At 62.4% G+C, this 22,974-nt stretch carries 19 protein-coding genes; 5 read left to right on the top strand and 14 right to left on the bottom strand.

The genetic code is table 11. From position 1 onward, the window contains the following. Nucleotides 1-7: 7 nt before the first annotated feature. The 8 genes from gcvH to arcD (PP4_RS21725) all read right to left on the bottom strand — a co-directional run bounded on the left by gcvH (nucleotide 8) and on the right by arcD (PP4_RS21725) (nucleotide 8,983). The gene (gene gcvH, locus PP4_RS21760) at nucleotides 8-391 is read right to left on the bottom strand and encodes a glycine cleavage system protein GcvH (protein ID WP_016501301.1); all 384 of its coding nucleotides are present in this window, start codon (nucleotides 389-391) and stop codon (nucleotides 8-10) included. A gap of 278 nt (nucleotides 392-669) precedes the next feature. Next, nucleotides 670-1,875 carry a sodium/glutamate symporter gene (gene gltS / locus PP4_RS21755; RefSeq protein WP_016501300.1) on the bottom strand — a complete coding sequence of 402 codons (1,206 nt, stop codon included), beginning with the start codon at nucleotides 1,873-1,875 and terminating at the stop codon, nucleotides 670-672. Nucleotides 1,876-2,002: 127 nt separating this feature from the next. Further along, complete coding sequence (locus PP4_RS21750; protein WP_016501299.1) at nucleotides 2,003-3,511, bottom strand: sigma-54-dependent transcriptional regulator; 1,509 nt, start codon at nucleotides 3,509-3,511, stop codon at nucleotides 2,003-2,005. A gap of 170 nt (nucleotides 3,512-3,681) precedes the next feature. Next, a complete protein-coding gene (locus PP4_RS21745; RefSeq protein ID WP_016501298.1) occupies nucleotides 3,682-4,050 on the bottom strand; it encodes a DUF5064 family protein in 369 nt (122 codons plus the stop codon). Between the two features lie 56 nt (nucleotides 4,051-4,106). Further along, entirely contained in the window at nucleotides 4,107-5,036 is a 930-nt protein-coding gene (arcC, locus tag PP4_RS21740) for a carbamate kinase (protein ID WP_016501297.1), read from the bottom strand. A 143-nt stretch (nucleotides 5,037-5,179) separates the two neighbouring features. Further along, nucleotides 5,180-6,190, bottom strand: coding sequence for an ornithine carbamoyltransferase (locus PP4_RS21735; RefSeq protein WP_016501296.1), 1,011 nt, complete (start codon nucleotides 6,188-6,190; stop codon nucleotides 5,180-5,182). A gap of 69 nt (nucleotides 6,191-6,259) precedes the next feature. Then, nucleotides 6,260-7,522 carry an arginine deiminase gene (gene arcA, locus PP4_RS21730; protein ID WP_016501295.1) on the bottom strand — a complete coding sequence of 421 codons (1,263 nt, stop codon included), beginning with the start codon at nucleotides 7,520-7,522 and terminating at the stop codon, nucleotides 6,260-6,262. Nucleotides 7,523-7,555: 33 nt separating this feature from the next. Further along, entirely contained in the window at nucleotides 7,556-8,983 is a 1,428-nt protein-coding gene (gene arcD / locus PP4_RS21725) for an arginine-ornithine antiporter (protein WP_016501294.1), read from the bottom strand. 436 nt (nucleotides 8,984-9,419) lie between these two features. On the opposite strand from arcD (PP4_RS21725), the gene arcD (PP4_RS21720) reads away from it, so the two are divergent. Beyond that, the gene (arcD, locus tag PP4_RS21720; RefSeq protein WP_016501293.1) at nucleotides 9,420-10,847 is read left to right on the top strand and encodes an arginine-ornithine antiporter; all 1,428 of its coding nucleotides are present in this window, start codon (nucleotides 9,420-9,422) and stop codon (nucleotides 10,845-10,847) included. On the opposite strand, the gene PP4_RS21715 is transcribed toward arcD (PP4_RS21720), so the two are convergent. From PP4_RS21715 to gap, 6 genes are all read right to left on the bottom strand, one after another. Then, nucleotides 10,827-11,240 carry a YbaN family protein gene (locus PP4_RS21715; protein ID WP_016501292.1) on the bottom strand — a complete coding sequence of 138 codons (414 nt, stop codon included), beginning with the start codon at nucleotides 11,238-11,240 and terminating at the stop codon, nucleotides 10,827-10,829. The two genes, arcD (PP4_RS21720) and PP4_RS21715, sit on opposite strands and share 21 nt — an antisense overlap. A gap of 54 nt (nucleotides 11,241-11,294) precedes the next feature. After that, on the bottom strand, nucleotides 11,295-11,888 hold the full coding sequence (locus PP4_RS21710) for a biliverdin-producing heme oxygenase (RefSeq protein WP_016501291.1): 594 nt from the start codon (nucleotides 11,886-11,888) through the stop codon (nucleotides 11,295-11,297). A gap of 201 nt (nucleotides 11,889-12,089) precedes the next feature. Further along, nucleotides 12,090-14,678, bottom strand: a complete 2,589-nt coding sequence (locus PP4_RS21705; RefSeq protein ID WP_016501290.1) for a TonB-dependent receptor — start codon at nucleotides 14,676-14,678, stop codon at nucleotides 12,090-12,092. Between the two features lie 126 nt (nucleotides 14,679-14,804). Next, on the bottom strand, nucleotides 14,805-15,767 hold the full coding sequence (locus PP4_RS21700) for a FecR family protein (protein ID WP_016501289.1): 963 nt from the start codon (nucleotides 15,765-15,767) through the stop codon (nucleotides 14,805-14,807). A gap of 88 nt (nucleotides 15,768-15,855) precedes the next feature. Next, nucleotides 15,856-16,368, bottom strand: coding sequence for an RNA polymerase sigma factor (locus PP4_RS21695; RefSeq protein ID WP_016501288.1), 513 nt, complete (start codon nucleotides 16,366-16,368; stop codon nucleotides 15,856-15,858). A gap of 247 nt (nucleotides 16,369-16,615) precedes the next feature. Next, nucleotides 16,616-17,617 carry a type I glyceraldehyde-3-phosphate dehydrogenase gene (gene gap / locus PP4_RS21690; protein WP_016501287.1) on the bottom strand — a complete coding sequence of 334 codons (1,002 nt, stop codon included), beginning with the start codon at nucleotides 17,615-17,617 and terminating at the stop codon, nucleotides 16,616-16,618. Nucleotides 17,618-17,881: 264 nt separating this feature from the next. Between gap and edd the strand changes: the two genes are divergently transcribed. The 4 genes from edd to PP4_RS21670 all read left to right on the top strand — a co-directional run bounded on the left by edd (nucleotide 17,882) and on the right by PP4_RS21670 (nucleotide 22,957). After that, complete coding sequence (gene edd / locus PP4_RS21685) at nucleotides 17,882-19,708, top strand: phosphogluconate dehydratase (RefSeq protein WP_016501286.1); 1,827 nt, start codon at nucleotides 17,882-17,884, stop codon at nucleotides 19,706-19,708. After that, nucleotides 19,705-20,667, top strand: coding sequence for a glucokinase (locus PP4_RS21680; RefSeq protein WP_016501285.1), 963 nt, complete (start codon nucleotides 19,705-19,707; stop codon nucleotides 20,665-20,667). Before edd ends, PP4_RS21680 begins: the two co-directional genes overlap by 4 nt. Nucleotides 20,668-20,796: 129 nt before the next feature. Beyond that, on the top strand, nucleotides 20,797-21,522 hold the full coding sequence (gene gltR, locus PP4_RS21675; RefSeq protein WP_016501284.1) for a two-component system response regulator GltR: 726 nt from the start codon (nucleotides 20,797-20,799) through the stop codon (nucleotides 21,520-21,522). Then, a complete protein-coding gene (locus PP4_RS21670; RefSeq protein ID WP_016501283.1) occupies nucleotides 21,503-22,957 on the top strand; it encodes an ATP-binding protein in 1,455 nt (484 codons plus the stop codon). Before gltR ends, PP4_RS21670 begins: the two co-directional genes overlap by 20 nt. Nucleotides 22,958-22,974 lie beyond the last annotated feature (17 nt).

Here is a 22,974-nt window from a genome sequence, read left to right as displayed (position 1 = left end):
GGGTTCCTCAGGCGTCGTCGTTGGCTTTGATCAGGCGGTCGTAGGCGTCCTGGTCGAGCAGGGCGGTGACTTCGCTCATGTCGGCCGGGTTGAAGCGGAAGAACCAGCCTTCCCCCATCGGGTCTTCGTTGACCAGTTCAGGGCTGCTTTCGAGCTGGCCGTTGACCTCGACCACTTCGCCGGTCAGCGGCATGTACACGCCGCTGGCGGCCTTGACCGACTCGACGGTGGACGCTTCGCTGCCTTTCTCATACTGCTGCAACTCGGGCAGTTGCACGAAAACCACATCGCCAAGGGCGTTCTGGGCGTAGGCAGTGATGCCCACGGTGACACTGCCATCGGCTTCGACGCGCAGCCATTCGTGATCTTCAGTGAAACGCAACTCGCTCATGGGGAATCCTCGGGAAGCAGGGCGTTGGGCGCGGTGGCTCCGCGCTCTTGGGTTGGATTCCCTAAGCAATAATGCGGCCAACCACAATAAATCCTTTTAAATCAGCTATTTAGCTAATTCATGCAATGCATTTGTCATTTTTGTGGAATGAAAACGCTACAGATAGCAAGGAGGAGGAAAGGGTTTTGGGATCAAACCCTTGTGCAGGCGCGTTCGGATGCGTGTGTATCGATTTCAATCCGATGTATTGAAATCGATACAAGCAGAAGTGCCGGGATTCAACCTCCAGTAAGGAAGGGTAACGCCAGGTACAGCTTGATCACGATCACATTGATGATGTCGATGAAGAACGCGCCCACCATCGGCACTACCAGGAAGGCAATGTGCGAGGCCCCGTAGCGCTGGGTCACCGCCTGCATGTTGGCGATGGCCGTCGGCGTTGCCCCCAGGCCGAAGCCGCAGTGCCCGGCAGCCAGTACTGCCGCATCGTAGTTGCGGCCCATCACCCTGAACGTCACGAAGATCGCGAACAGTGCCATGACCAGTGTTTGCGTGGCCAGCAATATAAAGAAGGGTAAGGCCAGTGCGGCCAGGTCCCACAACTTCAGCGACATCAAGGCAATGGCCAGGAACAGGGACAGACTGACATTACCCAAGACCGAAACTTCCCGCTCGAATACACGGTAGAAGCCGAATGCGGAAAGACCGTTGCGCAACAACACGCCGACAAACAATACGCACACGAAGGTCGGTAATTCAAATGCAGTGCTTTTCAATAAACCGTGAAGCAGGGTGCCCGCCAGCAAACTGACGGCAATCAGGGCCAAGGTTTCGATGAATGAAGATGATGTAATCAGGCGCTCTTTATTCGGCTGCTCAAACCCTTTTGGCAGTTGGGGGGCCTCTTCTTCGCTGCCGTGCGTCTTTACCCGCTTGATCAGCAGCCTGGCAACCGGGCCGCCAATCAGGCCGCCCAATACCAGGCCGAAAGTGGCAGAGGCCATCGCCAGTTCGGAGGCCGAAGGCAGGCCAAATTTTTCAGTGAACGTCGCGCCCCAGGCGGCGCCTGTGCCGTGGCCACCGGAGAGACTGATCGAACCGGCCAGCAGGCCCATCAACGGGTCGAGCCCCAAGGCCGTTGCCAGGCCGATGCCCATGGCGTTCTGCACCAGGAGCAAGCCAGTCACCACCAGCAGGAACACGGCGACCACGCGCCCGCCTTTCTTCAGGCTGGCGAAGTCTGCACTCAAACCGATGGTGGCGAAGAACGCCAGCATCAACGGGGTTTGCAATGAGGTATCAAACTGGACCTGTATATCGAAGCTGCGTAATGCCAAGAGTGCCAAGGCAACGACCAATCCGCCTGCAACAGGTTCCGGGATATTGTAAACGCGCAGGAAACCAATACGCGCGACCAGCCCGCGCCCCAGTAGCAGTACTAAAGAGGCGGCTACAAGTGTCCCGTAAAAATCGAGTTCAAACATCAAGGTACTCTTCGTTCAAGGTGACATGCGAAATTACGATGTCACCATTCTACGGCGAGCACTCCAGTCAATTGCGGCTACACGGCGAGGAAAAGTCTGAATGAGCTGTCGGTTTTGACGACACGTATCAAAGTTTCCCGGGTATTCCATATTTACGTAGTCGCTGGGCAATAGCGGTATGCGAAGTTTGCAAGCGCCCGGCCAGTTGCCGCGTCGACGGGTAACTGGCATACAGGCGCTGTAACAGTTCCCGCTCGAAATCACCCACGGCCTGTTCCAGGCTGGCCACTTCGCCGTCCTGCCCGCGGGCCACCGAGGTGCCGGCAATGTCCAGGTCGCCGATATCCACCAGGTTGCCCTCGCAGATGGCAGCAGCGCGGAAAATCACGTTCTGTAGCTGGCGCACGTTGCCCGGCCAAGGGTTGGCCAGCAGTGCAGAGTGGGTGGCGGGGGTCAGCCGGCAGGCTGGGCGCTGGATCTGCGTGCAGGCTTGCTGCATGAAGAAGTGCGCCAGCATCAGGATGTCCTGGCCCCTGTCGCGCAGGGGCGGTACCTGCAGGTTGAGCACGTTGAGGCGGTAGAACAGGTCTTCGCGGAAGCTGCCTTCGGCGACCATGCGCTCCAGGTCGCGGTGGGTGGCGCTGATGATGCGCACATCCACCTTCACTTCGCGGTCGCCGCCTACCCGGCGGAAGCTGCCATCGCTTAGGAAACGCAGCAGCTTGGCCTGCAAATACGGTGACATTTCGCCAATTTCATCAAGGAACACCGTGCCCTGGTTGGCCAGCTCCATCAGCCCGGGCTTGCCACCGCGTTGCGCGCCGGTGAAGGCGCCAGGGGCGTAACCGAACAACTCGCTCTCGGCCAGGCTTTCGGGCAGTGCGGCACAGTTCAGGGCCAGGAACGGTGCCGCATGGCGGCTGCTGATGGCATGGCAGGCGCGGGCCACCAGCTCTTTACCGGTGCCGGTTTCGCCATGCACCAGCAGCGGTGCATCGAGCGCCGCCACGCGCAGGGCGCGGGCCTTGAGCGTGCGGATGGCGGGCGACTCGCCGAGCAGGGCATCGAAGCCTTCGGCATGGTCGTGGTGCAGGGCCGAGAGGCGTTCGCCCATGCGCGTCGGGGGGTACAGCGTCAGCAGTCCACCGGCGTTGGTGATCGGCATGGCGTCCAGCAGCAGGCTCTGGCCGTTGAGCTGCATCTCGCGCATGGGCAGGTGGAAGTTGTTGTCCAGCAGCGCTTGCAGCAGCGCGGGGTCGCCGAACAGTTCACCCACCGAGCGCCCCGCGGATTCGCGGCCGCACAGGGCGATCAGCGCCGGGTTGGCCAGCAGCACCAGGCCTGCGCTGTCCACTGCCAGCACCGGGTCGCTCATAGCTGCCAGCAGGGCATCGAGCTGCAGGTGGCGACGCTGGCCGGGGAGGATGTCGACCACGTCCACCGATTGCACGCCCTGCACCTCGAACAGTGCATCATGCAGTTCTTCTAGCACGGCGGGGCTGAGGGTGGGGGCGTCGATGTAGACGTTCGGCGGGACCATCTCCACGGCGTCCAGGTTGAGGTGGCGGGCACCGAGCAGGGCGAGGACTTCCTGGGTGATGCCGACGCGGTCGATGAAGCTGACGTGGATGCGCATGAGGAGGCGAAAGGTGGTGGCCGGGGAGGGCGGTAGTATGCCTTAACATCGCCGGGGCCGCTGTGCGGCCCCATCGCGACACAAGGCCGCTCCCACAAAGTCTATGCATTCTCCTGTAGGAGCGGCCTTGTGCCGCGAATGGGCTGCAAAGCAGCCCCGAGATCTTGAATTCACTCGAGATGTTCAGGCTTGATCGGGTCGCCCGATTTCACATCGAGCTTTTCGCGAATGTCCGCAAACATATAGTCGTAGAGTTTGTGCGGCGAGCTCAGGGTCTCGAATTTCTTCGGCGGCGCCAGATACGACTGCGCCTTGCGAGTCAGCAGCATGAGAAAGCTTGGCAGCACCTGGTCCTTGGCGAGGAAGAACTTTTCTTCCACAGGCTTGCCTTCGATGCTGCCATGCATGCGGAACTGAATGCCTCTGCCTTCCTTGGGGTCCGACACTGCCTCGTACTCGATGTTCAGGTCATAGCTGTGGTCGGCACTGTTCAGCGCAGAGCGCTCGATATGTACATGACCAGGGTGGTACTGGGCCATGGCTAGCTCCTTTGGAAGATCGAAAACGGCGGGCGCCAGGCACCCGCCAACTGCATTCAACGGTAGCTGATCCCAGGCTTCTCGGTGGAAACCCGTGTGCCGGCAGTACCTTTGACAATGTCTTCAATGTTTTCCAGTGAACTGATCACCGCCACCTTGCCGGTGTTACGGGCAAAGTCACTGGCTGCTTGCACCTTCGGCCCCATGGAGCCGGCGGCGAAGCCGAGGCGTTCGAGTTCGTCCGGGTGGGCCTGGGCAATGGCTTTTTGCGTCGGCTTGCCCCAGTCAATGTAGGCTGCATCGACGTCAGTGGCGATAATCAGAAGGTCGGCTTCCAATTGCTCGGCCAGCAGTGCCGAGCACAGGTCCTTGTCGATGACCGCTTCGATACCTTTGAGCTTGCGGTTTTCATCGTACATGGTGGGGATGCCGCCACCGCCTGCGCAAATCACGATGCTGTTCTTTTCCAGCAGCCACTTGATCGGGCGGATTTCGAAGATGCGCTTGGGTTTCGGGCTGGCCACCACACGGCGGTACTTGTCGCCATCGGCCTTGACCACCCAGCCTTTCTCTTTGGCCAGGCGCTCGGCCTCGTCCTTGCTGTAGACCGGGCCGATGAACTTGGTCGGGTCCTTGAAGGCGGGGTCGTTGGCGTCCACTTCCACTTGGGTCAGCAGGGTGGCGAACGGCACCTCGAAGGCCAGCAGGTTGCCCAGTTCCTGTTCGATCATGTAGCCGATCATGCCTTCGGTTTCGGCACCCAGCACGTCCAGTGGGTAAGCCTCGTCAGGCTTGTAGGACAGTGCCTGAAGCGACAGCAGCCCGACTTGCGGACCGTTGCCGTGGGCGATGACCAGTTCGTTGCCAGGGTGAATCTTGGCGATCTGTTCGGTGGCGGTGCGGATATTGGCGCGCTGGTTGTCAGCGGTCATGGGCTCGCCGCGACGCAGCAGGGCGTTGCCGCCCAATGCAACAACGATACGCATGGGGAATGTCCTTTACGCAGATGGGGTGAGCACCTCGATCCTTTGTGGGAGCTTGCTTGCCGGCGATCACCGGCGAAGCCGGTGCCATGCACCGGGTTGCCTGCATCGCCGGCAAGCCAGCTCCCACAGGAGCGGGGTGGGTGTCAGAGGTCAGCCAGGGTCGACACCAGGATCGCTTTGATGGTGTGCATGCGGTTTTCCGCCTGCTCGAAGGCGATGCAGGCCGGCGACTCGAACACGTCGTCAGTCACTTCGATGCCGTTGGCCAGGTCCGGGTACTGTTCGGCGATCTGCTTGCCTACCTTGGTGTCGGAGTTATGGAACGCCGGCAGGCAGTGCATGAACTTGGTCCGTGGGTTGCCAGTGGACTTCATCAGCTCGGCATTCACCTGGTAAGGCTTGAGCTGCTTGATGCGCTCACCCCAGGCTTCGATCGGCTCGCCCATCGAAACCCACACGTCGGTATGAACAAAGTCCACACCCTTGACCGCCGCTTTCGGGTCTTCGGTGAGGGTGATGCGGGCGCCGCTTTCCTCAGCGTACTTCTTGCAGCGCTCGACCAGGTCGTCATGCGGCCACAGTGCCTTTGGCGCGGCGATGCGCACATCCATGCCGAGCTTGGCGCCAATCAGCAGCAGCGAGTTGCCCATGTTGTTGCGGGCGTCGCCCAGGTAGGCGTAGCTGATGTCGTGCAGCGGCTTGTCGCTGTTCTCGCGCATGGTCAGCACGTCAGCGATCATCTGGGTGGGGTGGTACTCATCGGTCAGGCCGTTGAACACCGGTACGCCGGCAAACTTGGCCAGCTCTTCGACGATTTCCTGCTTGAAGCCACGGTACTCGATTGCGTCGTACATGCGCCCGAGCACGCGGGCGGTGTCCTTCATGCTCTCTTTGTGGCCGATCTGCGAAGAGTTGGGGTCGATGTAGGTAACGTTCGCGCCCTGGTCGTAAGCCGCCACTTCGAAGGCGCAGCGGGTACGGGTGGAGGTTTTTTCGAAGATCAGCGCGATGTTGTTGCCCTTCAGGTGCTGCTGCTCGGTGCCAGTGTACTTGGCACGCTTGAGGTCGCGGGACAGGTCCAGCAGGTAGCGCAGTTCGCGGTTGGTGTGGTGTTCCAGGCTGAGCAGGTTGCGGTTGTGAATGTTGAACGCCATGATTGCTTCTCCTTGAGTCCGGTAGTGTCCCGGCCGGCACTTTGTGGGCGCGGCCGGGTGCAATGGTCGTTAGTAGTCGATCGGGTCACGCACAATCGGGCAGGTCATGCAGTGGCCGCCGCCCCGGCCCCGGCCCAGTTCGCCGGCGCTGATGGTGATGACCTCGATGCCGGCCTTGCGCAGCAGGGTGTTGGTGTAGGTGTTGCGGTCATAGCCGATGACCACGCCCGGCTCGATGGCCACCACGTTGTTGCCGTCATCCCACTGTTCGCGCTCGGCGGCAAAGCTGTTGCCGCCGGTCTCGACCACGCGCAGCTTGTCTTTCTTGCCCAGCAACTGCTCGGATACCACCTCGAGGAACGAGGCATCCTGCGGCGCGATGTTCATGCCATAGGGCTTGCTGGAGTCTGGGGTGATGATGAATGGCTTGATCTCTTTCACCACCTCCGGGAATACCGTCACCAGGTCGCGGTCGCAGAAGCTGAACACGGTGTCCAGGTGCATCGCCGCGCGGGACTTCGGCAGCCCGGCGACGATGATTTTCTCGGCCGCGCCTTTCTCGAACAGGTTCTGAGCGAGTTGGCCGATGGCATGGCGCGAGGTGCGCTCACCCATGCCGATCAGCACGATGCCCTTGCCGACCGGCATCACGTCGCCGCCCTCTAGGGTGGCGTTGCCGTGATCCTTGTCCGGGTCGCCATACCAGACCTGGAAGTCAGCACCGGTGAATTCCTTGTGGAACTTGTAAATGGCTGTGGTCAGCAGGGTTTCCTGGCGTCGCGCAGGCCAGTACATCGGGTTGAGCGTCACGCCACCGTAGATCCAGCAGGTGGTGTCGCGGGTGAACTGGGTGTTAGGCAGTGGTGGCAGAATGAAGCTGGAGTGGCCGAGGTACTTGTTGTACATCTTGATCACTTCGGCGCCTTCGCTGACTGGAAGGTCCTGGCCTGCCACGCCGCCAATCAGGAACTCTGCCAGGTGGCGTGGTTCCAGCCCTTCGAGCCAGCTACGCACCTCGTTGGTCAGGCCGACACCCACGGTGTCAGAGGTAATCTTGCGGTCAAGGATCCACTTGAGGGCTTCGGGTTGCTGCACGATGTCTGTCAGCAGGTTGTGCATTTCCAGCACATCCACGCCGCGCTCGCGCATTTTGGTGACGAAGTCGAAATGGTCACGCTTGGCCTGGTCGACCCAGATCACATCGTCGAACAGCAGCTCGTCACAGTTGCTCGGCGTCAGGCGCTTGTGCGCCAGGCCCGGCGAGCAAACCATCACTTTGCGCAGTTTGCCGGCTTCGGAGTGGACACCGTACTTCTGTTTTTCAGCGGACATGGTTTCATTCCTCCAATTGAACGAAGACGTGGGTCAAAGGGTCAGGAAGCCGTCGTACAGGCCATAAGCTGCCACCAGGGCGCCAATGACCACGGCTGCGAAGATCAGTTTTTCCACGTTGGTGAAGATAGGTTGGCCAACTTCACGCTTGGCTTTGGCGAACAAAATCGCCCCAGGTGCGTAGAGCAGGGCCGAGAGCAGCAGGTATTTCACGCCGCCGGCGTACAGCAGCCAGATGGCGTACAGCAGGGCGATGCCGCCGATGATCAGGTCTTTCTTGCGTTCGGCCAGGGCCTGCTCGTAGGTTTCGCTGCGCAGTGCCAGCAGGAACGCATAGGCTGCCGACCACAGGTAGGGCACCAGGATCATCGAGGTGGCGAGGTAGATCAGCGACAGGTAGGTGCTGTTGGAGAACAGCGTGATCACCAGGAAGATCTGCACCATGGCGTTGGTAAGCCACAGGGCGTTGGCCGGTACCTGGTTGGCATTTTCGCGGCGCAGGAACTCCGGCATGGTGTGGTCTTTGGCGGCAGCGAACATGATCTCGGCGCACAGCAGTACCCACGAAAGCAAGGCCCCCAACAGCGAGATGATCAAGCCGACGCTGATCAGCACCGCGCCCCAGTGGCCGACCACATGCTCCAGTACGGCTGCCATCGACGGGTTCTGCAGCTTGGCCAGTTCCGGTTGGGTCATGATGCCCAGAGACAGCACGTTGACCAGCACCAGGAACAGCAGCACGGTGACAAAACCGATGACCGTGGCCTTGCCCACGTCGGAGCGCTTTTCCGCCCGGGACGAGAAGATGCTCGCGCCCTCGATGCCGATGAACACCCACACGGTGACCAGCATCATGTTGCGCACCTGGTTCATCACGCTGCCCAGCTCCGGTGTACCCAGGGCCCAGATGTCGGCGGTGAAGATGTCGAGCCTGAAGGCAAACAGGCAGATCAGCGCGAACAGCACCAGCGGCACCACTTTGGCCACGGTGGTGACCAGGTTGATGAACGCGGCTTCCTTGATGCCACGCAGCACCAGGAAGTGCACTGCCCACAACAGGATCGACGCGCCAATGATGGCGGCCGGCGTGTTGCCTTCTCCGAAGATCGGGAAGAAGTAGCCCAAGGTGCTGAACAACAGCACGAAGTAGCCGACGTTACCCAGCCAGGCGCTGATCCAGTAGCCCCAGGCCGAAGAGAAGCCCATGTAGTCGCCGAAACCGGCCTTGGCGTAGGCATACACCCCGCCATCCAGGTCAGGCTTGCGGTTGGCCAGGGTCTGGAACACGAACGCCAGGGTCAGCATGCCGACCGCGGTGATGCCCCAGCCGATCAGCACAGCGCCAACCCCTGCACTGGCGGCCATGTTTTGCGGCAGCGAGAAGATCCCGCCGCCAATCATCGAACCGACGACAAGTGCAACTAACGCGCCGAGCTTTAGTTTTCCGGATGAATCAGACATTTAACAACTCCTGCCAGGAGAAAGTTGACGTCAGCATAAATCCGACGCCGTTGCCGTAAGCTGACTTGTGTCAGTTTAAGGCGACGTGAAGGTAGGAAATTTCCTTCACGGGTGCTCCTGGAGAGTGCCGACAGCTTAAGCTGCAAGCCTTGCGCGCTGGCACCTCCATGTCTTTCTAGAGCAAACGCTCTGTTCAGCCTGCGATGCTTGAAGCTAGCCGTTTTTGAAGCTTTCGCAAATTTTTCACAATAATTTTGAGTTTTATCGGGAACTGTTCTAGTTGCTGTCCAGCTGCTAGCTTTTAAGGAAGGTTGCATAGACAAAGCAGTTATGAGTGCTATAGCTTGAGTGGCGGGTTCTCTTATAAGTAACCACATGTATATGGCCCGCAGGGCTGTTTCAAAGGCATGACAGCGCGTAAAAAAATGGGGGATGCATGAGCGAACCGGGACAGAAGTTGCGCCTGGGCGCGCTGATCGCACTGGTGGTCGGCTCGATGATTGGCGGCGGGATCTTCTCGCTGCCGCAGAACATGGCGGCGCGTGCCGATGTCGGGGCGGTGCTGATCGGCTGGGGCATCACCGCCGTCGGCATGCTGGCCCTGGCCTTCGTGTTCCAGACCCTGGCCAACCGCAAGCCAGAACTGGACTCGGGGGTGTACGCCTACGCCAAGGCGGGTTTCGGCGACTATATGGGCTTCTCTTCGGCCTGGGGCTACTGGATCAGCGCCTGGCTGGGCAACGTCGGTTATTTCGTACTGCTGTTCAGCACCTTGGGCTTCTACTTTCCGGTTTTCGGCGAAGGCAACACGCCGATCGCCATCGGCTGCGCCTCACTGCTGCTGTGGTCGGTGCATTTTCTGGTGCTGCGCGGCATCAAGGAAGCCGCGTTCATCAACCAGGTGACCACCGTGGCCAAGGTGGTGCCGTTGCTGATGTTCGTGGTGATTGCGGCGTTCGCCTTTCGTGCCGATATCTTCACCCGTGACATCTGGGGCTTGAGCAACCCGCAATTCGGCAGCGTGCTGGAGCAGGTGCGCAACATGATGCTGGTGACCGTGTTCGTGTTCATCGGCATCGAGGGCGCCAGCGTGTACTCCGGGCGCGCCGAGCGTCGTTCGGATGTGGGCAAGGCCACCGTCATCGGTTTTCTGGGTGTGCTGGCGCTGCTGGTGCTGGTCAACGTGCTTTCGCTGGGGGTGATGACCCAGCCTGAACTGGCCGGTTTGCAAAACCCGTCGCTGGCCTCGGTGCTGGAGCATATCGTCGGCCCTTGGGGGGCGTTGCTGATCAGCCTCGGCTTGGCGGTTTCGCTGCTGGGTGCGTTGCTGTCGTGGGCGCTGCTGTGTGCCGAGATCCTGTTCGCCACGGCGCGGGACAAGACCATGCCGCGCTTCCTGGCCAAGGAAAACGCCAACCATGTGCCCTCCAACGCCCTGTGGCTGACCAACTGCATGATCCAGGGCTTCCTGCTGATTACGCTGTTCTCGGCCGGTACCTACACCAGCCTCATCTACCTGGCTTCGTCGATGATCCTGGTGCCTTACCTGTGGTCGGCGGCGTATGCCGTGCTGCTGGCTGTGCGTGCAGAAACCTACGCCGGGCAACCGGGGCTGCGCCGCAAGGACTTGCTGGTGGCGCTGGTTGCCTTGCTGTACGCCGTATGGCTGTTGTATGCCGGCGGGCTCAAGTACCTGCTGTTGTCGGCGCTGCTGTATGCCCCCGGCGTGATCCTGTTTGCCAGGGCCAAGCATGAGCAGGGCCAGGCATTGTTCACCACATGGGAAAAGCTGATTTTCGCCGCCGTGCTGGCGGGCGCTGCACTGGCGGCCTACGCCCTGTACTCAGGGCTGTTGAGCTTGTGACGGGGCAGGGCAGGCGTGTTCCGGGCGTGACCAGATCCACAGGTTGCCCAAGGTCATGCCGGCGATTGCCAGGAACACGGGCCAGTGGTGCTCCAGAAACGTCAGCATCAGGCCCGCGCACAGCAGCATGCTGATGGTAGCGCTTACCTTGGCCCGGCGCTGGATCACCTTGCCGTTGCGCCAGTTGTAGAGAATCGGCCCGAACAGCCGGTGGTTCTCCAGCCAGGCAGACAGGCGCGGCGAGCTGCGGGTCGCCGCCCAGGCGGCCAGCAGGATGAATTCGGTGGTCGGCAAACCGGGTATGACGATCGCGACCAAGCCCACCCCAAGGCTCACGTAAGCCAGGATTCCATACAACAGGCGGGCGATCTTCGAGCGGGCAGGTCGGGTCATGGTCTCACTGCAAAAAGCGGTTCGGCCACCGGTAGGGTGGCCGGTTACGGCGTATCAGACCAGCGCGGCATCCGCAGCATAGGCATGTTTGAGCAGTTCGGTGAAACGCTCGAAGGCGGCAACTGCACCGCGTTCGGCAGCGGCTTCCTCTTCAGCCGACAGCTCAAGGCCATCGAGGATGCGGGTGAACTGCTTCCAGCCTTCGGCACGGCCACCGGCTGGCTCGCCCAGGTGGCGGGCACCGAAGGTGTCGGAAAGCTCCAGGGCCACGGCACGCTTGATCAGAAACGCAGCGCCCAGTTTGGAGCCTTCAGAGACGAAGATCCAGCCCATTGCCTCGCCCAGGCTCGGCTTGCCCACGGCGCCTGGCACGGCGGCTGGCACTTCGGTGTCGAGGTCGGCGAGGTCCAGGCGGGCCTGGTCGGCACGGCAACGCTCGGCCAGGTCGGGGACTATGGCGTTCAGCTGCGGATCGTTGTACAGGGCTTGCAGCTCGGACTGGAACAGGTACTGGGCAACGACGAAGCGGGCGAAGCTTTCGCGGCTGTCGAAGGGCGCGTGGGATTTGACCAGGGCATCCAGCTCGGCGTGCGGGGCGTGGGTGATCTGGTTCAGGCGCTGGGAGCGCAGGGCTGGGCGTTCGGTCATGGGGCAGTCCTTGGAAAGAGGGGCGTCTAGATACAAGACGAAACAGCGGCGGCGGGACAGTAAAAAAACTGGGTTGTAGTGTTGTCTGTACCGTCCTCTTCGCGGGCACGCCCGCTCCCACAGGTTCAACGCAGGCCGTGGACCTGTGATGTTTCTGTGGGAGCGGGCGTGCCCGCGAGAGGCCGGTACAGGCGGAAGGGATCAGATATCCCAAACCACATTGATACCGAAGTTGCGCCCCGGCATGGTCAGGCGGTCGATGTTGGCTGGCTGGGTCACAGCGGCTTCACCCTGGCCGTCGTAGCTGCGCACCGAGTCCCACTGCCAGTATTTCTTGTCGGTGAGGTTGTACAGGCCGGCGTTGATGGTCACGTCGTCGGTCACCTTGTAGAAGCCGGTCAGGTCCAGCACGCCGTAGCCCGGGGTGCGGAACTTCGAGCTCGAACCGTCTGGCGAGTAGAAGCTGGAGTCGTCGACACGGGTCTTGCGCTTGACCAGCGTCCAGCTCAGCAGGCCGCCGTAGTTCTGCTGCTCGTAACCGAGGCCGAACACGCCCTTCAGCGGGTTGACGCTGTTCAGCGGCTCACCGGTGTCATCGTTGCGACCATAGGTGTAGGCAATCGAACCCTGGGTATACACGCCTTGCGGCGCGCCGAAGTGATCCAGGTTCAGGCGGCCCTTGACCTCGGCACCCTTGATGGTGGCGTGCTTGATGTTGTTGGCCTGGAAGGTCTGTTCCAGATTGGCGCTTTGCACCGCATCTTCGTCGATGAAGTCGCGGTACTTGTTGTAGAACACCGCGACGTCGAAGTTACCCGCGTCGAAGTTGCCACGCAGGCCGGTTTCATAGCTCTTGCTCTTTTCCGGTTCCAGGCCTGGGTTGCCTTCTACGCGGTAACCTTCCTCGAGGTTCACGAACTTTCCGTACATGGCCTTGGCGGTCGGGGTACGGAACCCTTCGGCATACTGGCCATACCAGGTGTAATTGTCGTTGAAGGCGTAGGTCAGGCCGAACTTGGGCGAGACGCGGTGCCACTTCTTGTCCGAGTCGTCCTGGGAGGTGGGTGCCGTGCCGGTGGACTCCAGGCCACGCAGGAATTCGTCGGTGAACTTGGGTTCCATGCGCGTGTAGTCGTAGCGCGCACCGGGCATGAAGGTCCAGTTGTTCCAGCGGATTTCATCCTGCACGAACAGGCTGTAGGTGTTCACGGTCGGGTCCGGGAAGTCGCTGACCAGAACCTGGCCGTCTGCCGGGCGTTCGGCGCCTGCAGCGGAGCAACCGGAGCCCACGGCCAGGCAGGTGCCCGTGCCGCTGCGCGTACCGGTGATTTTCTCGTGCTTGATCGTGGTGCCATAGGTCAGCAGGTGGTCGGTGGCGCCGATGCTGAATGCCTTGTCCAGCTGGGCATCGAAGACCCACTGGCGGTCCTTGTAGGTCGTGTCACGCGTGCGCAGTACCTGGCGGCCAGGCGGTGCGTAGACTTCTTCGGTGTGCTGGTCGGTCTTGGCGATCTGGTAGTTGAGGCTCCACTTGACGTGGTCAGCGACCAGCGAATCCAGGCCGAACTCATGGTTGATGCCAAAGCGCTCGCGGGTGATGGTGTCGTTGCCACTGCGCGCCTTGTAGTAACCCATGCCGCCAAAGCCCGGAATGAACGGCCCGCCCACCGCGCTGAGGATGTTCTGGTCGCGGTCATCCTTGTAGCGCTCGTAGGTGAAGCCCAGGCGCGCGTCGTCGTCGTAGTTCCAGCCCAGCTTGGCCAGCACGTTGGTGGTGCGCACGTCCATCGGGTTGGCTTCGGTGCGCGACAGGCCGGCACCGCTGTGGCTGCCGTGGGTTTCGGTCCCGTGGCCGTTCCGCTGGCTCAGGTGCAGCAGGCCATCGAAATCACCCTCGCGGCCGGCCACGGTGGCGGAGGTCAGCCAGCTTTCGTCGGCCGAGCTGTAGCCGGTCTTCAGCCGCGCACCCACGTCCTTGCCGGGCTTGATGATGTCGTCGGGGTCGAGGGTGAAGTAGCTCACAGCGCCGCCGATGGCATTGCTGCCGTACAGCACCGAGGCCGGGCCGCGGAGGATTTCCACGCGCTTGACGATTTCCGGGTCGACGTAGTTGCGTTGGGTCTGGGCGTAGGGGCCGTAGAAGAAACTGTCCGGGATCGATACACCGTCGACCTGGGTGAGGATCCGCTCGCCGTCGATACCACGGATGTTGTAGCCGTTCAGGCCGCTGCGCTGGCCGGTACCGGCCACCGATACGCCCGGCTCGTAGCGCACCAGGTCCTGGATGTTGTTGACGTTCTGCCGGTCCAGCTGCTCTCGGGTCTGCACGCTGACGGTGCTTGGCACCTGGCTGACGTCCTGGGCACTCCGGGTGGCGCTGACGGTCACCTGCTGCAGGGCGATTACGTTGCCGCCAGCCTGGCGCTCAAGCACCACGTTGCCGTTGCTGATCTTGCGAAAACTCAGCCCGGTACCCTGCAGCAGGCGCTTGAGGGCGGCATCTGGCGGCAGCGAGCCTTGTACACCCGGCGAAGCCACGCCGTCGGCCAGCTCGGCGCTGAAGCCGACTTGCCAGCCGGTGACCTGGCTGAAGGCATTGATCGCCGACACCAGCGGCTGCTGGCCGATGCTGAAGCGGTAGTCACCCATGCGCGGGCTGCTGGCCTGGGCCGGTTCGGCGGCCAGCGCTGGCAGGCTGCAAGCGCCGCTGGCGAGCAGGGCCAGGGTCAACAGGGACAGTTGCCCGGTTCGGCGGGGAAGGGTGGACGTGCGGGTAGGACCAGTGGACATCGAAAGCGCTCCCTGATGCGCGGGCTGTTATAGGTGATTGCTGTTCTCGTTTTCAAACAAGAATCAGTTGCATTGGCTATAACGAGACGGGCGGGGCAGGGCGATCGCGTAAAAATAATTTCGGGGTCAGTTAAGAATCACCAGGGCAGGGTACTCATGCAGCTGTGCCGAGGTGATATGGGCCAGTGCGCGCAGGGTTTCCAAGGGCTGGTCCAGGCGGTAGTTGCCGGTGACTGCAACGTCTTCGAGCTGGGCATTGCGGTTGATGATCCAGCCGGGATAGTAGCGCCGCACTTCAGCCAGCACCTGGCTCAGCGGGCAATTCTCGAATACCAGGCGGCCGTCAACCCAGGCCAGGTCTTTTTGCATGTCGGCGCGTTGGCGCTGGCCGAAGCCCTTCGGGCCCACGCTGATGCTGTCGCCGGCACTCAGGCGGATGCGCTGGTCGCGTGCCCCTTGCAGGTCGACATCGCCGCGTTGCACCCGCACCTGAGCCTCGCCATCGAGGTAGCGCACGGCAAAGTCGGTATCGCGCACCTGTGCGCGCAACGGCCCGGCCTCTACCTCAAGCGGCAGCAGTGCGCCCTCGGGTATCTGGAAGTAGGCCTCACCCTGCAGCAGGCGAGCAACCTGGCGGCCGTCCCGGCGGTCGCTGGCAAATGCCGAGTTGGTGTTGAGCAGCACTTTTGCACCGTCTGCCAGTTGCAGGCGCTGGCGCTCGCCCACCACGGTCAGGTGGTCGGCCTGCAGGCGGGTAGGCAGGTTGCCGACGGTGAACAGCCCGACCAGCAACACTGCAGCGGTGGCCAGGGGTTTCCAGTGGCTGCGCAGGCGCCCGCGCCACGAGCGGCGTTGCTGCTGGTGCATCTGCGTGGCCGCCTGGTGCAACGGCATACCGTTCCACAGTGCTTCTGCCTCGACATAGGCCTCGGCGTTTTCTGGCGCGGCACTCAGCCAGGCTTCAAAGGCCTGTGTGTCTGCGGCATCGGCGCATTGCAGGCGCACCAGCCAGTCCAGCGCCTCGTCCATGGCACGAGCACGGGCACTAGGCCCGGCAGGTGACGGGCGAGGGGCAGGGCTGTCGGTCACGGTGAATCCTTGAATGGTTTTTTGCGAATGATCAAGGCTAAGACGGGGTGTGGCAAGGGCTTTGCGTCGCCGTTCGCCTGCGGTCAGCTTACTTGAGGCGTTCGGCAACACCCATGCAGATCGCCATGATCAGTTTCAGTTCCTTTTGCACCGTACTGGGCGAAACACTGAGTTGTTCGGCGATTTCCAGGTAGGTGGCGCCGTGCAGGCGGCTGAGGATGAAAATGCGCTGCTGGCGTTCACTCAGCTGGTTGAGGCTGACGCTCAGGTGCTTGAGCAGCTGCTCGGCGTGGGCGGCATCCTCGCTGCTGGAGGCGGGTGCGGCCACGCTGTGCAGCACTTCGTCGGGCACGTCGTCGACCAGCATGCGTGCCTGCACCCGGCGTGCGCGCAGGTGGTCCAGTGCCAGGTTGCGCGCGGTCTGGAACACGAACGGCTCGATGTGTTCGATGGGCCGCTCGCCCAGGGCGCGGGACACCCGCAGGTAGGTTTCCTGCAGCAGGTCTTCGGCCGTGCTGGGGTTGCCAACCATGCGCTGCAAGGTACGCAACAGGGTGAGGCGCTGGATGAGGAAGACGGAGTTGAACCGGGACTGACTCACGGGGGGACCTGGCCGACGAAAGGTTAATGATAATGCTTATCATCCGTCGCGTTGGTCAAGTGTGGAAATGTTAGGAAAAGGTAAAGATTGTGAGTTCCCGCCCTGTGCGGTCCCTTGTGGGAGCGGCCTTGTGTCGCGATGGGCTGCGTAGCAGCCCCGGAATCTCAGCTACGCAGCAAATATTGCAGGGGGCCGCTGCGCAGCCCATCGCGACACAAGGCCGCTCCCACAAGCAGCGTGCCAGGTCTTAGCGGGCCTGGCACAACGCCAGGCAGTTATCCAGCATGCGGTTGCTGAACGCCCACTCGTTGTCATACCACGCCAGCACCTTGAGCATGCGCCCGTTGGCCCGGGTATGGTTGGCATCGAAAATCGACGACAGCGGGTTGTGGTTGAAATCGCAGGAAACCAATGGCAACGCGTTGTAGCCCAATACCTTGGAATGCTGGCTGGCTTCGAGGAACAGTTGGTTGACCTGCTCAGCCGTGGCCTCGCGCTTGAGGTTGACGGTGAGGTCCACCAGCGACACGTTGATCACCGGCACCCGCACTGCCATGCCGGTCAGTTTGCCGGCCAGCTCCGGCAGCACCAGGCCCACGGCCTCGGCGGCGCCGGTCTTGCTGGGGATCATCGACTGGGTGGCCGAGCGCGCCCGGTACGGGTCGCTGTGGTACATGTCGGTCAACACCTGGTCATTGGTGTAGGCGTGAATGGTGGTCATCAGGCCTTGCTCGATGCCGAACTCGCGGTGCAGCACCTGGGCGATCGGTGCCAGGCAGTTGGTGGTGCAGGAGGCGTTGGAAATGACCTGGTGCGAGGCCCGCAGGATGTCATGGTTTACCCCGTACACCACGGTGGCATCGGCACCTTTGGCCGGCGCCGAGACAATTACCTTGCCCGCCCCTGCCGCAAGGTGTGCAGCGGCCTTGGTGCGGTCGGTGAACAGCCCTGTGCACTCGAACACCACGTCGATCGCCTCGGCCTTCCAGGGCAGTTCGGCCGGGTTGCGGATGGCACTGACCGCGATACGGTCACCATTGACCGTCAGGCTTTCGTGGTCGGCCTCGACCGTGGCTTCGAACGTGCCGTGCACGCTGTCGAACTTGAGCAGGTGAGCATTCATGGCGCTGTCGCCCAGGTCGTTGATGGCGACGACCTGCAGGTCCTGGCGGTAGCCTTGGGTATACAGTGCGCGCAGGACGTTGCGACCGATGCGGCCGAATCCATTGATGGCGATGCGTAGGGTCATGGCAGTACCTCTGGCAGTCCGAGTGAAACCTGTGGCAAAAAGGAGCTTCACTGAAACGGTTTTGTTGTTGGAATTACAAGATTATTCACTAGCCGATAGAAAACAAGCCTTTTTAGTGGCAGTATTTTGTTTAAACATACAACGAGTGGTTGGGCGATGCGCCTCCACCGATGCAGCAGGCTCCTTTGCTTGAGCCTAGGCCGCAATCGTTTGGAGGGGAAATGCCCGGTAAACCGCCCTTACAATTAGCCTGGAGTCCAGTACATGCATCCGCGCATCCTTGAGGTCACCCAGCGGCTGATCGAACGCAGCCGAGCCACCCGCGAACGCTACCTGCAGCTGATTCGCGGCGCGGCCAGTGAAGGCCCCATGCGTGCCAGCCTGCAATGCGCCAACTTCGCCCATGGCGTGGCCGGCTGTGGCAGCGAGGACAAGCAGACTCTGCGCCTGATGAACGCGGCCAACGTGGCTATCGTCTCGGCCTACAACGACATGTTGTCTGCCCACCAGCCGTACCTGCACTTCCCCGAGCAGATCAAGCAGGCACTGCGCGAGGTCGGTTCGGTCGGGCAGTTCGCGGGGGGCGTGCCGGCCATGTGCGACGGTGTGACCCAGGGTGAGCCTGGCATGGAGCTGGCCATCGCCAGCCGCGAAGTCATCGCCATGTCCACGGCGGTAGCGCTGTCGCACAACATGTTCGATGCCGCGCTGATGCTGGGCATCTGCGACAAGATCGTCCCAGGCCTGATGATGGGTGCGCTGCGCTTCGGCCACCTGCCGACCATATTTGTCCCGGGCGGGCCGATGGTGTCCGGCATTTCCAACAAGCAGAAGGCCGATGTGCGCCAGCGTTATGCGGAAGGCAAGGCCAGCCGTGAAGAGCTGCTGGAGTCGGAGATGAACTCCTATCACAGCCCGGGTACCTGCACCTTCTACGGCACCGCCAATACCAACCAGCTGGTGATGGAAGTGATGGGCCTGCACCTGCCGGGCGCCTCGTTCGTCAACCCGTACACGCCGCTGCGCGACGCCCTCACCGCCGAGGCCGCGCAGCAGGTCACGCGCATGACCAAGGCCAGCGGCAGTTTCATGCCATTGGGCGAAATCGTCGACGAGAAGGCACTGGTCAATTCGATTGTCGCCCTGCACGCCACGGGCGGCTCGACCAACCACACCCTGCATATCCCGGCGATCGCCCAGGCGGCAGGTATCCAGCTGACCTGGCAGGACATGGCCGACCTCTCCGAGGTGGTGCCAACCCTGTCCCACGTCTACCCCAACGGCAAGGCCGACATCAACCACTTCCAGGCCGCCGGTGGCATGGCCTTCCTGATTCGCGAACTGCTGGATGCCGGGCTGCTGCACGAAGATGTCAACACCGTGGCTGGCCACGGCCTGCGCCGCTATACCCAGGAGCCGTTCCTCGACAATGGCAAGCTGGTGTGGCGCGAGGGGCCGCAACAGAGCCTGGACGAAAGCATCCTGCGCCCGGTGGCGCGGCCGTTCTCGGCCGAAGGCGGCCTGCGAGTGATGGAAGGCAACCTGGGCCGTGGCGTGATGAAGGTGTCTGCTGTCGCCCCCGAGCACCAAGTGGTCGAAGCCCCGGCGCGCGTGTTCCAGGACCAGCAGTCGCTGGCCGATGCGTTCAAGGCCGGCGAGCTGGAACGCGACTTTGTCGCCGTGGTGCGCTTCCAGGGCCCGCGTTGCAACGGCATGCCCGAATTACACAAGCTCACACCCTTCCTCGGTGTGCTGCAGGACCGTGGCTACAAAGTGGCGCTGGTCACCGACGGGCGCATGTCCGGTGCCTCGGGCAAGATCCCGGCGGCCATCCACGTTTGCCCCGAGGCGTATGACGGCGGCCCGCTGGCGCGGGTGCGCGATGGTGATATCGTGCGGGTCGATGGCGTCGAAGGCACATTGCGGGTCATGGTGTCGGCCGAAGAACTGGCCAGCCGCGACCTGCCGCCGGCCCCCCAGGGCAATGACCTGGGCTGCGGGCGCGAGCTGTTCGGCTTCATGCGAATGGCGTTCAGCCCGGCAGAACAGGGCGCGAGTGCCTTCACCTCGGCCCTGGAGAACCTCAAATGAAGGACCTGCTGGTTGGTGACATTGGTGGCACCAATGCCCGTTTTGCGTTGTGGCGTGACAACCAGCTGCATGAGGTAAAAGTCTTCGCCACTGCGGACTACACCAGCCCGGAGCAGGCTATCGAGGCTTATCTCGAAGGCCAAGGTATCGCCCGCGGCGGGTTGGCGGCTGTATGCCTGGCGGTAGCAGGGCCGGTCGATGGCGATGAATTTCGCTTTACCAACAACCATTGGCGCCTTAGCCGTACGGCTTTCTGCAAGACCTTGCAGGTTGAACGGCTGTTGCTGATCAACGGTTTCACCGCCATGGCGCTGGGCATGACCCGCCTGCGCGAAGGGGAGTTTCGCGAGGTGTGCCCTGGTCAGGCCGACCCGTCGCGGCCAGCGTTGGTGATCGGGCCAGGCACTGGCCTTGGCGTGGGCTCGCTGCTGCGCCTGGGCGATCAGCACTGGCAGGCCTTGCCGGGGGAGGGCGGCCATGTCGACCTGCCGGTGGGCAATGCCCGCGAAGCGGCAATCCACCAACAGATCCACGGGCAGATCGGCCATGTCAGTGCCGAGACCGTGCTCAGTGGCGGTGGCCTGGTGCGGCTGTACCAGGCAATCTGTGCGCTGGATGGCGATACACCCAGGCACAAGACCCCGGCGCAGATTACTGACGCAGCGCTGGGCGGCGAGCCACGGGCGCTGGCGGTGGTCGAGCAGTTCTGCCGGTTCCTTGGGCGTGTGGCGGGTAACAATGTGCTGACCCTGGGCGCGCGAGGCGGGGTCTATATTGTCGGCGGCGTGATTCCGCGTTTTGCCGAACTGTTCCTGCGTAGCGGGTTTGCCGCGAGTTTTGCCGACAAGGGCTGCATGAGTGGTTACTTCGCCGGTGTGCCGGTGTGGCTGGTGACGGCGGAATTTTCCGGTTTGCTGGGGGCCGGTGTGGCCTTGCAGCAGGCCTTGGACCACAGATAAGTGTAAAGGGCCGCTGATAGTTCCGGCACAGCACGGTCCCTGTAGGAGCGGCCTTGTGCCGCGATGGGGCGCGAAGCGGCCCCAATAACAGGCAACCAAGACCTGTAACTAACAAGAGGAAGGACCACCTTGAGCACTGCCGGCAAATCGATCCTCATGGTCGACGACGACCAGGAAATCCGCGAACTGCTGCAAACCTACCTGAGCCGCTCCGGCTTCCAGGTGTATGCCGAAGCCGATGGAAAAGGCTTTCGTCACGCCCTGGAAACCACCCCCTGCGACCTGGTCATCCTCGACGTCATGCTGCCCGACGAAGACGGCTTCAGCCTGTGCCGCTGGGTGCGCCAGCACCCGCGCCGGGCACGGGTGCCGATCATCATGCTCACCGCCAGCTCCGACGAAGCCGACCGGGTCATTGGCCTTGAGCTGGGCGCCGACGACTACCTGGGCAAACCCTTCAGCCCTCGGGAACTGCAAGCAAGGATCAAGGCCCTGCTGCGCCGCGCCGAATTCGGCCAGTCGGCGCCGGGCAGTGCGGTGCTGGCTTTCGACGACTGGCGCCTGGACACGGTCAGCCACCGTCTGTTCCACCACGACGGCGAAGAGGTGATTCTGTCCGGCGCCGACTTCGCCCTGCTCAAACTGTTCCTCGACCATCCGCAGCAGATTCTCGACCGCGACACCATAGGCAACGCCACTCGTGGTCGCGAGCCGATGCCGCTGGACCGCATCGTCGACATGGCGGTCAGCCGCCTGCGCCAGCGCCTGCGCGATACCGACAAGCCCCCGCGGCTGATCCGTACGGTGCGTGGCAGCGGCTACCTGTTGGCGGCGCATGTCTGCAGTGCGCCCTGAGCGGCGCTGGCGCCTGCTGCCGCGCTCGCTGCTGGGGCGCATGCTGCTGCTCACCCTGTTGGTAGTGCTGCTGGCCCAAGGCTTGTCGAGCATCATCTGGGTGGCGCAGTTGCGTGCCAGCCAGCTGCAGGGCCTGCGCGCCAGCGCCAGCAGCCTGGCCCATTCCATGAGCGCCAGCGTCAGTTACTTCCGCTCGCTGCCGGTGGCCTATCGGCCGATGGTGCTCGACCAGTTGCGCAGCATGGGCGGCACGCGGTTTTTCGTCTCGCTCAACGCCAAGCCGCTCGACATGCCGGTGCTGCCCATCACCCCACGCAAGCAGGCTGTGATCGATGTATTCCAGCAGGTACTGCATGAGCGACTGGGCTCGCAGATGGATATTTCCGTTGAGTTCGTCGCGCCCGACGATCTGCGCATTTTCAACAGCGGCCTGAAACTCGACGAGCTGCCACGCTCCTGGGCGCATTACTCACTGACCCTGGAGCCGCTCAACCCGCCGGTGCTGGTGACGCAGATCCGCCTGGGTGAGGGCGAGTGGCTGTACATCGCCTCGTTGCTGCCCGAGCCCTATACCAGCCTTGAGGCCGAACGCCTGCCACGCCAGCAGATCGGTTTCATCGTGCTCACCACCGCCTTGCTGCTGTTGTTCATCGGTTTGCTGGTGCACTGGCAGAGCTGGCCGCTCAAGCGCCTGGCGCGCGCTGCGCGGGAGATGTCGCTGGGCGCCGATGTGGCCCCGGTGGCGGAAGGTGGTGGTAGCGAAGTGGTCGAAGTAAGCCGGGCGTTCAACAGCATGCGTGAGCGCATCAGCCGCTACCTGACCGAACGCAGCCAGCTGTTCAGCGCCATCTCCCACGACTTGCGCACGCCGATCACCCGCCTGCGCCTGCGTGTGGAACTGCTGGAGGACGAGCGCCTGCAGGCCAAGTTCAGCCAGGACCTGGACGAGCTGGAGCTGCTGGTGAAAGGTGCGCTGCAGTGCGTGAAGGACACCGATATCCACGAGAACATAGAGCCTGTCGACCTCAACCAGGTGCTGGAAATTCTGGCAGAGCCTTATCTGCGTGATGGCCGGATCACGGTCGAAGGCCGGGCGCATGCGCCTTACCCAGGCAAGCCGCTGGCGCTGCGGCGTTGCATCGGCAACCTGATCGACAACGCCATCAAGTACGGCGAGCAGGCGCGGCTGCGCATCATCGACAGTGCCGAGGGCTTTGTGCTGCAGGTGGACGACCAGGGGCCGGGCGTCCCGCAGCAGCAGCTGGAGCAAGTGTTCGAGCCGCATTTTCGGCTGGCCGGACAGCAGCAGGGCTATGGGCTGGGGTTGGGTATCGCGCGCAACATTGCCCATAGCCATGGGGGCGAGGTGAGCTTGCTGAACCTCAGGCAGGGTGGCTTGCGGGTGACTTTGCACCTGCCGCGGGGCATGGAGTGAAGCGTTGTGTTGCCTGC

This window comes from Pseudomonas putida NBRC 14164 (genome assembly GCF_000412675.1).
Lineage (GTDB): Bacteria > Pseudomonadota > Gammaproteobacteria > Pseudomonadales > Pseudomonadaceae > Aquipseudomonas > Aquipseudomonas putida.
Note: the sequence above shows the minus strand (reverse complement) of the source record. Positions and strands in the feature narration are given on the sequence as shown.

Excerpts from the sequence above, each read along its gene's own strand:
- gcvH (WP_016501301.1), bottom strand. The coding sequence starts at position 391 with ATGAGCGAGTTGCGTTTCACTGAAGATCACGAATGGCTGCGCGTCGAA.
- gltS (WP_016501300.1), bottom strand. The coding sequence starts at position 1,875 with ATGTTTGAACTCGATTTTTACGGGACACTTGTAGCCGCCTCTTTAGTA.
- PP4_RS21750 (WP_016501299.1), bottom strand. The coding sequence starts at position 3,511 with ATGCGCATCCACGTCAGCTTCATCGACCGCGTCGGCATCACCCAGGAA.
- PP4_RS21745 (WP_016501298.1), bottom strand. The coding sequence starts at position 4,050 with ATGGCCCAGTACCACCCTGGTCATGTACATATCGAGCGCTCTGCGCTG.
- arcC (WP_016501297.1), bottom strand. The coding sequence starts at position 5,036 with ATGCGTATCGTTGTTGCATTGGGCGGCAACGCCCTGCTGCGTCGCGGC.
- PP4_RS21735 (WP_016501296.1), bottom strand. The coding sequence starts at position 6,190 with ATGGCGTTCAACATTCACAACCGCAACCTGCTCAGCCTGGAACACCAC.
- arcA (WP_016501295.1), bottom strand. The coding sequence starts at position 7,522 with ATGTCCGCTGAAAAACAGAAGTACGGTGTCCACTCCGAAGCCGGCAAA.
- arcD (WP_016501294.1), bottom strand. The coding sequence starts at position 8,983 with ATGTCTGATTCATCCGGAAAACTAAAGCTCGGCGCGTTAGTTGCACTT.
- arcD (WP_016501293.1), top strand. The coding sequence starts at position 9,420 with ATGAGCGAACCGGGACAGAAGTTGCGCCTGGGCGCGCTGATCGCACTG.
- PP4_RS21715 (WP_016501292.1), bottom strand. The coding sequence starts at position 11,240 with ATGACCCGACCTGCCCGCTCGAAGATCGCCCGCCTGTTGTATGGAATC.
- PP4_RS21710 (WP_016501291.1), bottom strand. The coding sequence starts at position 11,888 with ATGACCGAACGCCCAGCCCTGCGCTCCCAGCGCCTGAACCAGATCACC.
- PP4_RS21705 (WP_016501290.1), bottom strand. The coding sequence starts at position 14,678 with ATGTCCACTGGTCCTACCCGCACGTCCACCCTTCCCCGCCGAACCGGG.
- gap (WP_016501287.1), bottom strand. The coding sequence starts at position 17,617 with ATGACCCTACGCATCGCCATCAATGGATTCGGCCGCATCGGTCGCAAC.
- edd (WP_016501286.1), top strand. The coding sequence starts at position 17,882 with ATGCATCCGCGCATCCTTGAGGTCACCCAGCGGCTGATCGAACGCAGC.
- PP4_RS21680 (WP_016501285.1), top strand. The coding sequence starts at position 19,705 with ATGAAGGACCTGCTGGTTGGTGACATTGGTGGCACCAATGCCCGTTTT.
- PP4_RS21670 (WP_016501283.1), top strand. The coding sequence starts at position 21,503 with ATGTCTGCAGTGCGCCCTGAGCGGCGCTGGCGCCTGCTGCCGCGCTCG.